We start from the raw sequence: 12,339 nt of genomic DNA, 5'->3' as shown, positions 1-12,339 counted from the left end.
CTATATATTCCTCATGAGAAATACATATTCTCAGTGTGTCACACCCAGCGCGAAGGGGTATACGGCGGATGCCCCGCCCGCCCGCAGCCGCTGCGCCAACACGGTGATACTCCAGCGAGAATCCACAATATCGCTCACTAAAAGCACAGGCCCCGGATGCTCACGCAGCCTCTCAATTACCTCAGGAAGAATCTGGTAGGAACGCATGACATCGGCACATCGGAAAACACTGTTACCGCCGAAGAAACGCGGTTCGGCAGCCAGCTCAGCCTCTCCCAAATACACAAGTTTGCCGATATGGGCCAGCCCTTCCCCCAACGAGCGCGCTAACGTGGGACGCACCGGAGACGGTACCGTGAGTACGGTTTCGGGGCGCCCGGTTTCACCCCAGTCCCATGCCGCAAGAACCCGCACGCAGGCCTGCCCAAGAGATTGAGGAACGGGCATATCAAGAGGTTCCCCGGATTCGTCGGTCGCCAAAAGTTCACGCACACGGCTGCCCCATCCCACATCGCTGAGGCGTGCCAGCGCGTAACCCGGTTCGGCGCGCTCTGACACCGGAATCTTACCCTTCGGCGCGTTCTCCCCCGCGAGCTCCTGCAGCCCGGTAGGCCACATGCCGCGCGGGGCTATTTCTACGCCAACCGCGTTGAGGGTTCCTTGAGCCTGCTGCACGGCGCGCTCAGAGACCTGTTCGGGGTACCAGGGGCCCGCGCACCTATCGCATTTTCCGCACGGAGCCGCCGTGGTATCGTCCAGCTCGCGTGCCAGAAAGACCATGCGGCACCCTTCGGTACTTTCGTAGGCGAGCATGGCCTCTTGCTCCCGAACGCGCGCCTGCGCCACGGCACGGTATCGTGGCGCATCGTAGCTCCAGGGAGCACCTGTGGAGTACCAGCGTGAGCCGATCTTGCGCACCGCATCCTCAACATCGAGTACTTTGAGCAGAAGCTCTAAGGTGCTTCGGCGTAACTGTACACGCGCCTCCAGCGCGGGTATAGACAGCCCATCGGGTTCAGCAGCCAGCGCCTCACACACGGCGTAAGCGTTCTGTTCGTCGGGCATAGATGCGGTCGCAAAGTACTCCCAGATTGCGCGGTCTTCACGCCCGGGCAGCAGAAGTACATCCGCATGGTCGGTGCCGCGACCGGCACGGCCTACCTGCTGGTAGTAGCTCACCGCCGAAGAAGGCGCCCCAAGATGCACCACAAACCCCAGATCCGGTTTGTCGAATCCCATACCGAGGGCACTCGTGGCAACAAGCGCCTTAACCCGGTTGGCTTTGAGGGCTTCTTCGGCTTCGCGGCGTTCATCGGGATCGGTTTTTCCGGTGTACGCAAGAACCTTGTGCCCGGCGGTTTGCAGCAGTCGGGCGGTGTCTTCGGCGGCGGATACCGTCAGGATATAGATAATTCCTGAGCCCGGCAGCGTATCAAGGTGTTCAACCAGCCAGCCTAGACGCTGCGCTTCGTCGGGCAGCTGCAGCACGCCCAGCCTCAGAGAATCGCGGGTGAGCGAACCACGCAGCACCACAACATCCTCAGGGCTGGCGCCTGCGGCAAGCTGTTCGGCAATATCGCGACTTACACGTTCGTTCGCGGTTGCGGTCGTCGCGAGTACGGGAACGTTCGTATCAAGCTCACGAATAAGTGCCCCGATGCGCCGGTAATCGGGGCGAAAGTCGTGCCCCCAATCGGAGATACAGTGCGCTTCATCGACCACCAGAAGACCAAGCCGCGGCTGCAGATAAGGCATCCATTCTTCACGAAATGCGGGGTTATTGAGTCGTTCGGGTCCAATGAGGAGAACGTCCAGCTCGTTTGCATCAAGGCGGGCGCGTATTGCCTCCCATTCGGTCACGTTAGCGGAGTTCACCATAGCGGCACGAACCCCGGCGCGTTCGGCTGCCTGCACCTGGTCGCGCATGAGCGAAAGCAGCGGAGAAATAATGAGGGCAACCCCGGAACCTTGGGCGCGCATCAGAAGCGCCGAAATAAAATACACGGCAGATTTTCCCCAGCCTGTACGCTGTACCACGAGGGTGCGGCGGCGGTCGGTGACAAGCGCCTCGATAGCCTCGAACTGCCCGGGATGAAAGCTCGCATTTGGGTTTGCGGTGAGCTTTCTGAGCAGGACTTGGGCGTTTTCATGGAGTGTTGGCATGGGGTTCCTTTGTGAGGGGTTTCTCCCATCATGGCAGATTTCAAGGCTCCGCACATGCTGTACGGTTACCTCGTGCATGCAGGTTTGGGAATACTATCGCGGTCACGGAATATATGGGTACTGACTTCACCGCCCTTATATTCCTCATCGGGTATAAACGCCATGATTCCATCAGTTAGCCAAGCTCGTGAGGCAGGTTCACGCTCTTAATCGTTTCTCACAAAGAATCCCGGTAGAATATTGCGAGACACTTCATAGCTTCCACATATTTTTGCCTTAGTGGTCTCTCAGGCAGACCGCATAGGATTGTGTGCAAGCACCGCGCGTGCCTTGTGTTCGACTACTTCAGGATTTTTCTATGGCTTTTTTTATCCCCGTACTTCTTGCCCATCTTCCGCTGGGGCTCCTCGGTTTCAAGCTTGAAGATGTGCTGATCAGCACCGGTCCGTGGGTTCTGGTGGTTTCGGCCATCATCGTTTTTATCGAATCGGGCGTGCTGTTTCCGGTGCTTCCGGGCGACTCTTTGATCTTCGCTCTGGGTATGCTCCATGACCGCATGGGGCTGTCGCTCTGGCTGGCGTTCCCGGTTCTTATCATTGCAGCGGTAGCTGGCGGCGAGGTCGGGTATCAGCTGGGTGCCCGCTATGGCCGTAATCTTTTCAAAGACGATGCAAAAATCCTGAGCACCAAGAACTTGCACGCCGCGGAAGAATTTTTTGCTAAACGAGGCGGTTTCGCACTTGTTGTAGGTCGCTTCGTACCGATCGTTCGTACCTTTGTTTCGCTGGCGGCAGGTATTTCTTCGTATCCACGCCGTAGGTTCAACCTCTGGAACATCTTGGGTGCCGTCTTGTGGATTGGTTCTATTGGCATGGCGGGCGTGCTGTTGGGTGGTGTCGAGTTCATCCACAACAATATTGAGATGCTTGCGGTCATTATTGTGTTGGTTTCGGTTCTGCCCGTGACCTTTGAATACCTGCGCGGCCGTTCCAAAGCCAAGGGTGAGGCAGCCGAGTAGGGGGCGCCTAAATCTCAAACTTCTGCATATGCATAAGGGGTCGGCGAATACAGTCTGTATTCGCCGCCCCCCCTGTATATGCTTATATTCTTATCGAAGCATATACCCTAATGGTTATAGGGTTGGTTCCCCTGCTGGTAGGGATTTACACCGCTCTGATTCTGCTGGTACATACGCCAGATGCGGCTCTGAGCGGTATACTGCGTAGCATCACGCAGCACCATGAACACGATAATGGCGCCCTGCAAAACCGTGGAGAAGATTGTCATACCAATTGACACAGGGTCGTTCATCGTAGAATACGGGGAATAACTTACCGACCTTGTGCCGGCACCCATGAGGATCATGATCAGGGTAATCACACCGAATGCAGTACCAATACTACTTAAGACCAAAGCTGTAATACGCGCCCAAGTGTGCCCTTTGGCGTAAAAATAACCGATAACGACCGTAAGAGCGACTATGATGACGGCTATCAGAATGCCAACAACAATACTCGTTGTTATCAACGAGTCTGAAAAGTTGACGCTACTGTAGTTCCCATACGGAGAGTACTGGTTCTTCTGCTGTTCGAGCAGGGCATTCATCCTGTCTCGAAGGGTTACCGAGTTGTAAATACTTGATACCAGGGCATAAAGCGCATACCCAAAGATCAGATAAATACCTGTTTTTACTACCGTGCTGGGTTCGGGTTTTTTCTCTGGAACAGACATATAAGCCCCTGGCTGGTATGGCTGGCCATAAGGTCCTTGAGGCTGTTGGGCGTATGAGGGCTGATACTGCGGATCTTGATAATAGGGATTTTGGCTCATGATGTGTCCTGGTGACTCTTATCGTGTGTACCGGTGCTATATCTATGGCGGTCGTATGCATGCCAGCAACACTTTTATATGGTGCAAAAACGCAAAACGCTCGCCATACTTCAATGGTAGTGTACGGCGAACGTTTCCGCGCTGTTGAGGGCGCATACGGGTGTCTGTAGGTTAGTTCAGGCGGTATCCATCGCTACCACCGTCGTACCGGTCATTAGGATTCTGCGGTGCGGGGTTTGGTCGTGATTGCGGATTCTGCACCTGTGGGTTTTGTGCAGCCTGACCGAATCCTTGCTGAGGCTGGGAATCTGTGGGCTGTTGAACGGGCTGCGGACCCTGATCCTGCCGGTAGTTGCGCCAGAGGCGGCTATCGCTCGTGTACCGAGCGGCATCACCACGAAGCATGAAAACCACTACCGCAATCTGCAAAATAATGCCCAATATAAGAACTATGTATACAGCAGGGCTTATAGATACCTGCTGCGCCCCATCCATCTGAGATGTAACGGACTGTACCAGCGACTGGGCGAGAAGGGTAAGCAAGAAGTAGAGCAGATCGCGAATGGTACCGATAATCCCCAGGACAAGGGCGGTAATGCGTGCCCATCCGTGGCCCTTAGAGTAGAAGAATCCGAGGAAAATGGTAAACGCAGCAAAAATTGCACTGATGACATAGCCGAGTCCCGTCGAAGAGTTTACTTCGGTCGTCTTGCCGTTCTCCGTATGGTATGTCTGGAACCCGAAATCATCCAAGCCAACGATGGCTCGCATGATCATGTACAGTGCCACGGCGTAAATCAGGTAGGTGCCGATCTTGACGACGGTAGTGGGCTCGGGTTTCTGCGTTGGCACGGGTGCGTATTGAATCGCCGGGTGCATGGGCGCGTTGGGATGCGGCGGCTGGTATGGGGGTTGTTGACCATAAGGATCTTGACTCATGGTTCCTCCTCAACAATGTTTTTTGTGGTTGGGCTACGGAATTCTCACTTCGATCGTTGAGAGTTCCTTAAAAGAATGTTCGTCGTGCCCCCGTCTGAGGTGCACGACGAACATTGTTAGGCATGCACGAAGTGCATCAAACCTATGAAATTTTCAATCTCTAATTCAGATTGTACCCGCTATTGCCCTGATGGTCTTGGGGATTTTGCGGGTTTTGCGGCACATTATTCTGCTGAGCCTGCGGATTCTGAGGAGCTTGCGGGTCATATCCATACCCCTGCTGCCCGTTCTGAACATGCTGGGCGTTATGCTGTGCAACGGGTGCCTGTCCCTCGGATGCGGGCACGGCGAGGGCGCTGGCATCGACGGGCTGGTTCTTTCCGTGAAGCGCGTCATAGTAGGCCTTAGCCTTCTCCATGTACTTTGTTGTCGGCGGTATCCAGGTGAGAATAACCAAAAGTGCAAAAACAGCAACAGACGCTATGCCCAGGTAGACCACGTATACGTAGGAGTTGAGGAACCCAACAAACCTCTCCGGAATGAGGTCCGTCTGCAAAAGATCCTGTACACCCCGCGCGTCATCCAACCTTGGCAAAAAGATGAAAAGGTTAAAAGCAGAAGCACCAATTGCAACCACAGTCAGGGTGGTGGAATTCGACCTATCGCCGTATTTAACCTTGTAAGAAAGGTAGATGAAAGCAACGATAGAGATAACGGCGCCAATATAAGCCCTCACACCAAAGTCGAAGGGATTATCTTTTTTAGGATCCAAATCGGTTGCTTGTGCGAATTCTGCGAATTTCGAGGTCACGGTGAGCTCAAGAATTAAGCACGCAAGACTTACAAGAGCCGCAATAATACCCACGATGAGAACGGCGACAACAGTTCCTCGGTACGCGGGCTTCTCAGGAAGTTCAGCGGCGGGAGCGGGGCGTTCCCATACATGGGCTGACCGGCGGGTGCGGGTTGTTGGGGGTAGCCTTGGCCTCCGGAAGGCTGAGGGTTTTGAGGCAGAGCCGGGTCAGGTCTATGCTGCTCGCTCATCGGTGGTACTCCTTTGTTCTCGGTTACCGTGTTAAACGGCTGTATTACGAGCATAGCGGAGCCTTAGTTTCAGGTCATACATTATTGACCGATGTCGTGAAATATTTTTTAATCACGCCGAGCTCAACCTGATATTTCGTCATATACGACGAATTTTTGGACACGACCGATCTCGAATTTTATTCGGGAAACACACCCTTCAGTGACCACAAACCATCGCTCCCGAATTCAGAAATGCTGGCACGCTGCCGTTAGCTCAGGAGCATAGCCCGGATATGTCTTGTAAATAGGCTCCCAGAACCTACGGCTAACAGTGCGCGCATGCCTGACGGTAGGCGTTGCTCTCACGCATGTACAGGGTAACGCTGGCGGGGAACATCAAAAATCCTAACAGCACCGAGTGCGTCAGTGCCGCCATGCTCAGCACCACAACCGACAAATATGACCCCGGAATATCGGGAACGGCGGGGCGCAGCCAGCTCAGAGTCAGCAGGGATGTTCCCAAGGTCAGCAGCGCGAGTGAAACCAACAGAGCACGCGCCAGCGCATACCCCCGAAGAATAAAAATTCCTAGAATAATGTGCAAGAAAACGTTGGCAATAGTCAGGGCATTCCCCAGAGCAAAATTGTCAAAATACCACGATGCCGTCAGGTATATGGTGCGAAGAATAGCAATCATCATGCTGGCGCATGCGGCTATCTTCACCGCCCGCGGTAAATAAGGCCGCTCTAAAGAGGCTCTCGGTACGGGCGAATAATTCACCATATTCTCTTCACCCATATACCCAGAGGTCAGTGTTGTTGTGGAGTATTCAGAGCGTACAGCACTGTCATAGCTCATTGGCGGTATTCCTCCTAGAGGGCTGCGGCATTGTACGAAAGTATCTGAGGTCTTAGCTGAGTGTTACGAAGAACCTCCACAACCCTTAAAGCACACGTTACAGGTTCATCAAGCAATATGACAATATCTCTAGGTTTTTGCACTATGTTTTAATGTCAGAAAAGCGTCGATTTAAGGCGCTTATAGTTTTATTATTTATCGGTCAGATGCCCAGAAATAAAGGCTTTATGGACATACAAGAAATTATTTACACGCAACGAGATCAGTTATAAAAAAGGTGCTGCGGCATATATTTAACATATATGCCGCAGCACCTTTACGAAGTAAAACTCTTATATCCTCAGGGAGCTAAAGCTGCTGCTCTCCAGAGGAAGGCTGATTCTCGGGTGCCTGCCCCGGATGCGGCGCGGGTGCCGGATATGCATAGGGCTGCGGCATTCCGTAGGGGTTATTTTCCTGGTTTCCCGCCCGCCGCACCGAAGTACGCTGGCGAACATACCTATTCGCGGGCGGTAGCCACATCAGAATCAGGGGCAGAAGACCCACCACCAAAATGGCAATATAGATGATGAGGAGCCAGGCAGCGTAGCCATGAAGATCTATAAAGTCCATATACTCACCGGATACGCCGTAATCCACAATGGCACTTACCATCAGAAGCCCAGATAAGAGTGTGTTTAACGCCGTGAAAACCGTCAAAACAATACGCGCCCAGTTGTATCCCAGGAAAATAAAAATTCCGAAAAGAATGTAGATGATGCTGAAGAAAATACCGATGATCAAACGAACTATCACGACATTCTTTACAGTCTTAAGCTCATAATATTCTGGGTTAGCCATGACATGTTGGTAAATATCCTCCCCAAAAGACTGACGGATCGATTCCATCATGCTACTCACCATAGAGGTCATAATGCCGTATTCGATGACGCGCAAGATGGGCATCAAGATCGCCAGGATGAGGACAGACAGCAACAGAATCGACATTTTCGGTTTTGCGGCTGATTCCGGCGGCGTGGAAGGTGACGGCGCCGCCTGATGCGCCGGATTCTGCACATACGGCTGCGAGATCTGCGGGTTTACGGGTTGGTTCTGCCCATACTGATTCTGCGGCTGGTTTGGGTATGCGCCCGATGTCTGCGGACCTTGCTGCGGCTGGGGGTCTGGGTCGGTTGGCCTGGGGTATTCATTCATCGACAATAGTCCTTACGGTTATAACGGGGTGAAGCACCGCATTGGGCTTCTTTTCGAGAATAGCGGAAAGCGCTCACACTGCCTAGCATTCGGGCTTATTTAATGACAACCAGGTTATGAGTTTGTACCTTTAGTCTGCTCTTCCGAAGCTGATTCCGTCTGGTAGCTCTTACTACCCGCCTCCAGCGCCTTTTTAGCTTTCCAGTAGGCTTTAGTGTTCCGCATATACACGTTCACGGGCGGCATCCACACGAGAACAACCAGGCATATATTCGCCAGGAAAAGTAGCATATATACGGCCACCAGAGCTCCTAAATACCCCTGCGCATTCGCAAAAGCCGGCGCCTCTGGATTGGACATCGTATAAGCCTGGCCCAAAGCGCTCATACCGCTCATCAGCATGCCCAAGGAGGCAAGAATAGTCAGCAGAATGCGACCCCAGTTTTTCCCACTATTCACGACGAGCCCAAAAAGAATATAAAGCAGAGCAGATGTCAGCACGGAAAGAAAATGGAATGTGAGCGTTGAGTTTAGCTGCGCCTGTGCAAACATTCCAGATTTCATCTGCTCAAGAGACATATCACCGTACGCAGGTACGTGCGTGCGTGATTGATGCCATTTAAAAGCCTCACTCAAATATGAAGACGTTAGGACATACTCCACAAAACGCAGGATTGGGCACACCGTAGCGGTAAAAATTGCGAAGACAAAAACAAAAGCAGGTCTTTTAGGCTCCTTAAAGGCGGCAGCAAGACCTCCTGGATTCGGTGCTGCCATATGAGGCTGATACGAGGGCGTGCCTTCCGGCATGGGCGCGGCAGAATATGTCATGGTGCAGTCCTTACACGGGTTTTATGAAATTTATAGTGCTGCATGGATACTCTTTTGAGCATACTAAAAGTTCCTTGAACACCAACATTGTGGTTCTCTTATGAACCGAACCTTGGCGGCTTAAACTCTGCCGCCGCCCTAGCTGCTGATCGCGGTCTGCCCGTCTACGACCGCTGTTCGGGATGCTGCCGCCCAGCGTTGGGGTTGTAACCTCCTGGCTGCTGACCCGCATAGTAGCCTGGCTGAACAACGTGATATGCATATACCTGCTGATATTGAGTCTGTTCCATTAAACGCGCCAGCCGATATGCCTTGAGTTTGCGTACATAACGATTAGCCGGGCGAAGCCACATCACAATTATCGTAAGTAGGTTAACCGCGCAGAGGGCAGCGTATAGAATCACGAGCACCCTCATATACCCCTGTACCTGTGGATTTTGTGAGATCCCTTCAATACCTGTCTGTGCGGTATTAAAAGCCCAGCATTTGAAGGCGCTCATAATAATCCCGATAACGGCAAGAATTGTCAGCATAATACGCGCCCAATTCCGCCCCACATATGCGAAACAGCCGAAGAGCAGATAAAGACACGAAGACACAAAAACAGATACCAGCAAAAGGGCTGCCTGGGCGCCCGAGAGTAAAAATGCGGGAACCGCAATGGCCTCGCGATCAATATTCTCTGCATACTGTTGGGAGCTTACCCAGCGTGCCGCCTCGTTCATTAACGATGCACTGACCAGATACTCTATGATCCGTAACGCGATGCATGCCAAAGCACCCACAAGAACCAGTGTCAGTACGAATGTTCGTGCAGGTTTTTCAATCTTAACCGCGTTATTGCCATATGTGCCCTGAGGGGCAGTTTGAAGGGGAACTGTAGGATTCTGCCCCTGCCCCACCGCCATATGCTGCTGTAAATGCTGCACATAAGGGTTTGTAGGTTGCTGGGGTGAGGGGTCTCCTGAAGCCGGGTTTGGGTGGTTGGTCATCGGCGATTCTCCTTGAGGTTTTAGCTCAATAGAACTGTGAACTTATTTCTGAGAGTAGCCGACCTCAAGGGCGGTTTGCAGTATTTACACCCGTATTCCATATGTGGAATATTTCTCAGCAGGTTTTCTGCGATATACAAAAGGGACTGTACCAGCTCGGAAAATACCTGGCACAGCACCCTCAAAATACCCTCTCACCTGTATATATTCCAAATAGAGAATATACCGTGGGGTGGTTTAGAACATCAGGGAATCCTCACGCTGCTCGGCACGCCATAAACTTCGCGCATGCATGTATTCGCGGGCGGCACGGCTCCAGATCAGTCCAAGAGCAATAACGCTCATCACAAGATACGGCATACCCACATAAAGAGGCACATAAAGCGGCGACGAGTTGGAATCCAAGAGGAACTCTACTTCCTCCATAGGAGCCCCATTAAGACCGGCCATGATAACGCCCACCAGCAAGAGCACAATAAAGGCGCAGAGCATTCCCAACAGCAAAGAGGCAGTCAGCACATACGCAGCCCACCTATGCCCGCGTAAATACGCAAATAACACCACCACATGAAGCGCCATCAGCACGAAGGTTGCCATCATGAAAAATACGAGGGGAAGCTGGTCTTTGAGCGTCAGAAAAGTTTCTGATTCCCAGAGCGACACGCCCTGCAGCGGCACCGTAACAACCCAGACGATATACGAGATCAGAATGTACGCCCACATCCCTATAAATATCGTCATGATGAGGGCTGCCAGAGACACTTGAAGGGGCCTTATAGGCTTGCCCGATATCTTCGACACTAATACCGTGGCCCGATCGTCATGCGGATGCTCTGGCTGGTTTTCCACCCGGGTTTTCCCCTCTCGTACTGGTTTCTAGTGTTAGATTAGCAAGGTTTGCCAGCAAGAGACAGATACAACACCGCCGCGCAGTCATATCGCGTCGCACAGCGACGCAGTGGGTCCTGTACATACGCCCTAACGAATACTTAATGTTGGGCGAGCGAGTATCGCACGCAGAGTATTGAACTTATACAGGGTTACACTCAGCAATGCGATTTCAAGAAGCCATAAAGCACCCAGCGCGCAGAGCACAATCATGGGGTCAAGACCCAGTGAAATACCATCCCAGTTCAAGACGAGAAGTAGGAATGTGATGGGTGAAAGTACCAGTCCAACACCGATAAAGCAGATTAGTGAAAATATTCCCCACACGGAATATACGGATGCGTCCGAAGCGTCTTTGGGCGGACGCGCTAACGGCCATACCTGAACAACGGCGTAGATTGTGATAATCAGCCAAAACCCCCACCCCATATTGGTGGTGTAGCGTGCAATAATAGAGCCTTCAAAAATCCCCAAGAGAGCGAGCACTGCTAACCGGATACCGATGGTGATGTTCAGAGAACGTCGTCGTGCATTTATTGTTTCAAGGCCTACCTGCATTTGAGAGAATGCGCGGCTCAGATTCTTCGGCGTATATGCCTGATGTGGAATACTATTCCGTCGCGGCGATACATCCTGCTCAACCTCTTGTGAGGTTTGTGATGGGGCAGGTTCTGATGTAGCGGATACTTCCGAAGAACTAGGCGCTGGCGGCTCTGGCGTGGGGGCGGGAATAAAACGTGGGGCAGGCGCATCCTGAGGTGCCTGAGGCTCGGCAGTTTTCGATTTCGTGGCTGCCCGAAGCGCCTGACGAACCGCGCCCTGTTTCTTGGGCTGCGGCGACTGCGGGGTTGGCTCCGGCTCCCCCGAATTCTGTCGTGCATGCTCAAGGGCGTATGCGGGCGGCGCTGCCGGAACCGCGTGGCGAATCGGTGCCGTGTAGCGGGTGGGCACCGCATCCTGACCGGCCGGCGGGGCTTCGTCCCGAGGCGAAGCATCTTCGGCGTTCATGTGAGCAGGGGGAACCGCATCGGCATCATGCACGCGAGATTCGTGATCCACAGCAGTTTCCTCCTCCCCATATATCCTAATCCTAAGGATTTATACGGATTTTCCGACGTATAAATTCCCGAAGCCGAGTGAGTTTTTTATCTACGCATACCCTATCACGGCTGGTAGGTATTCTTCGGGGAATATATACCTCGTTTCATGCGCGATGCATACACAACAAATACGATCGAGAAAGCTAAATCAACCGCAGGTGCAACCGTCGCCAGGAGGGCGACTAATGCCCCTCTACCCCCGTTATGTCCCCAGGTCGCCATACTTCCAACTGCTATGAGTAAAACTAGGGCTCCTCCCATAGTTCCCAAGGCTGAAAGTACAATCCCAATAATGTTGATAACGCGCACCATCAGATAATGGCGGTTATTTTTAACGGCTAACCAGCCAAAAATATTGCAGATCATAAAGGCCGCAATAAATATTACTAAAATATACCCAGGTGCAACGACTATACGTTCACGTGCAAGGCATTCATCCTGATCCAATGCCCCTTTGCACGAATCAAGCGTGTCATTAATACCTGAATTGACTTCCTCTACCCCGTGAACGGGGTAA

At 52.6% G+C, this 12,339-nt stretch carries 12 protein-coding genes and 1 pseudogene; 1 reads left to right on the top strand and 12 read right to left on the bottom strand.

Annotation, left to right across the window (positions count from 1 at the left end):
• Window positions 1–30: 30 nt before the first annotated feature.
• Complete coding sequence (locus HMPREF2609_RS04755) at window positions 31–2,163, bottom strand: RecQ family ATP-dependent DNA helicase (protein WP_070535271.1); 2,133 nt, start codon at window positions 2,161–2,163, stop codon at window positions 31–33.
• Between the two features lie 358 nt (window positions 2,164–2,521).
• On the opposite strand from HMPREF2609_RS04755, the gene HMPREF2609_RS04750 reads away from it, so the two are divergent.
• Entirely contained in the window at window positions 2,522–3,181 is a 660-nt protein-coding gene (locus HMPREF2609_RS04750; protein ID WP_048754996.1) for a DedA family protein, read from the top strand.
• A gap of 107 nt (window positions 3,182–3,288) precedes the next feature.
• Here HMPREF2609_RS04750 and HMPREF2609_RS04745 read toward each other — a convergent pair whose 3' ends face one another.
• The 11 genes and pseudogenes from HMPREF2609_RS04745 to HMPREF2609_RS04700 form a co-directional block, all read right to left on the bottom strand.
• Complete coding sequence (locus HMPREF2609_RS04745) at window positions 3,289–3,993, bottom strand: cation:proton antiporter family protein (RefSeq protein WP_070535269.1); 705 nt, start codon at window positions 3,991–3,993, stop codon at window positions 3,289–3,291.
• Between the two features lie 171 nt (window positions 3,994–4,164).
• On the bottom strand, window positions 4,165–4,932 hold the full coding sequence (locus HMPREF2609_RS04740; RefSeq protein WP_070535266.1) for a hypothetical protein: 768 nt from the start codon (window positions 4,930–4,932) through the stop codon (window positions 4,165–4,167).
• 160 nt (window positions 4,933–5,092) lie between these two features.
• Window positions 5,093–5,797 carry a hypothetical protein gene (locus HMPREF2609_RS04735; RefSeq protein ID WP_246825574.1) on the bottom strand — a complete coding sequence of 235 codons (705 nt, stop codon included), beginning with the start codon at window positions 5,795–5,797 and terminating at the stop codon, window positions 5,093–5,095.
• On the bottom strand, window positions 5,773–5,976 hold the full coding sequence (locus HMPREF2609_RS11120; RefSeq protein WP_246825573.1) for a hypothetical protein: 204 nt from the start codon (window positions 5,974–5,976) through the stop codon (window positions 5,773–5,775). The genes HMPREF2609_RS04735 and HMPREF2609_RS11120 overlap by 25 nt, the downstream gene beginning before the upstream one ends.
• Window positions 5,977–6,283: 307 nt before the next feature.
• Window positions 6,284–6,817, bottom strand: coding sequence for a mechanosensitive ion channel protein MscS (locus HMPREF2609_RS04730; protein WP_070535265.1), 534 nt, complete (start codon window positions 6,815–6,817; stop codon window positions 6,284–6,286).
• A gap of 348 nt (window positions 6,818–7,165) precedes the next feature.
• Window positions 7,166–8,011, bottom strand: a complete 846-nt coding sequence (locus HMPREF2609_RS04725; protein WP_070535263.1) for a hypothetical protein — start codon at window positions 8,009–8,011, stop codon at window positions 7,166–7,168.
• Between the two features lie 114 nt (window positions 8,012–8,125).
• Window positions 8,126–8,842 (bottom strand): hypothetical protein, encoded by a 717-nt coding sequence (locus HMPREF2609_RS04720; protein WP_048751708.1) that lies wholly within the window; start codon window positions 8,840–8,842, stop codon window positions 8,126–8,128.
• Between the two features lie 164 nt (window positions 8,843–9,006).
• The gene (locus tag HMPREF2609_RS04715; protein ID WP_070535262.1) at window positions 9,007–9,834 is read right to left on the bottom strand and encodes a hypothetical protein; all 828 of its coding nucleotides are present in this window, start codon (window positions 9,832–9,834) and stop codon (window positions 9,007–9,009) included.
• Between the two features lie 237 nt (window positions 9,835–10,071).
• Window positions 10,072–10,683 (bottom strand): hypothetical protein, encoded by a 612-nt coding sequence (locus HMPREF2609_RS04710; RefSeq protein ID WP_070535260.1) that lies wholly within the window; start codon window positions 10,681–10,683, stop codon window positions 10,072–10,074.
• A 129-nt stretch (window positions 10,684–10,812) separates the two neighbouring features.
• On the bottom strand, window positions 10,813–11,781 hold the full coding sequence (locus tag HMPREF2609_RS04705; protein ID WP_246825572.1) for a skin secretory protein xP2 (protein APEG): 969 nt from the start codon (window positions 11,779–11,781) through the stop codon (window positions 10,813–10,815).
• Window positions 11,782–11,885: 104 nt separating this feature from the next.
• A pseudogene (locus HMPREF2609_RS04700) lies at window positions 11,886–12,339 on the bottom strand (hypothetical protein); the annotation flags it as partial.

The sequence above is a fragment of the Rothia sp. HMSC058E10 genome, from assembly GCF_001809415.1.
Lineage (GTDB): Bacteria > Actinomycetota > Actinomycetes > Actinomycetales > Micrococcaceae > Rothia > Rothia dentocariosa.
Note: the sequence above shows the minus strand (reverse complement) of the source record. Positions and strands in the feature narration are given on the sequence as shown.

Excerpts from the sequence above, each read along its gene's own strand:
- HMPREF2609_RS04755 (WP_070535271.1), bottom strand. The coding sequence starts at position 2,163 with ATGCCAACACTCCATGAAAACGCCCAAGTCCTGCTCAGAAAGCTCACC.
- HMPREF2609_RS04750 (WP_048754996.1), top strand. The coding sequence starts at position 2,522 with ATGGCTTTTTTTATCCCCGTACTTCTTGCCCATCTTCCGCTGGGGCTC.
- HMPREF2609_RS04745 (WP_070535269.1), bottom strand. The coding sequence starts at position 3,993 with ATGAGCCAAAATCCCTATTATCAAGATCCGCAGTATCAGCCCTCATAC.
- HMPREF2609_RS04740 (WP_070535266.1), bottom strand. The coding sequence starts at position 4,932 with ATGAGTCAAGATCCTTATGGTCAACAACCCCCATACCAGCCGCCGCAT.
- HMPREF2609_RS11120 (WP_246825573.1), bottom strand. The coding sequence starts at position 5,976 with ATGAGCGAGCAGCATAGACCTGACCCGGCTCTGCCTCAAAACCCTCAG.
- HMPREF2609_RS04730 (WP_070535265.1), bottom strand. The coding sequence starts at position 6,817 with ATGAGCTATGACAGTGCTGTACGCTCTGAATACTCCACAACAACACTG.
- HMPREF2609_RS04725 (WP_070535263.1), bottom strand. The coding sequence starts at position 8,011 with ATGAATGAATACCCCAGGCCAACCGACCCAGACCCCCAGCCGCAGCAA.
- HMPREF2609_RS04720 (WP_048751708.1), bottom strand. The coding sequence starts at position 8,842 with ATGACATATTCTGCCGCGCCCATGCCGGAAGGCACGCCCTCGTATCAG.
- HMPREF2609_RS04715 (WP_070535262.1), bottom strand. The coding sequence starts at position 9,834 with ATGACCAACCACCCAAACCCGGCTTCAGGAGACCCCTCACCCCAGCAA.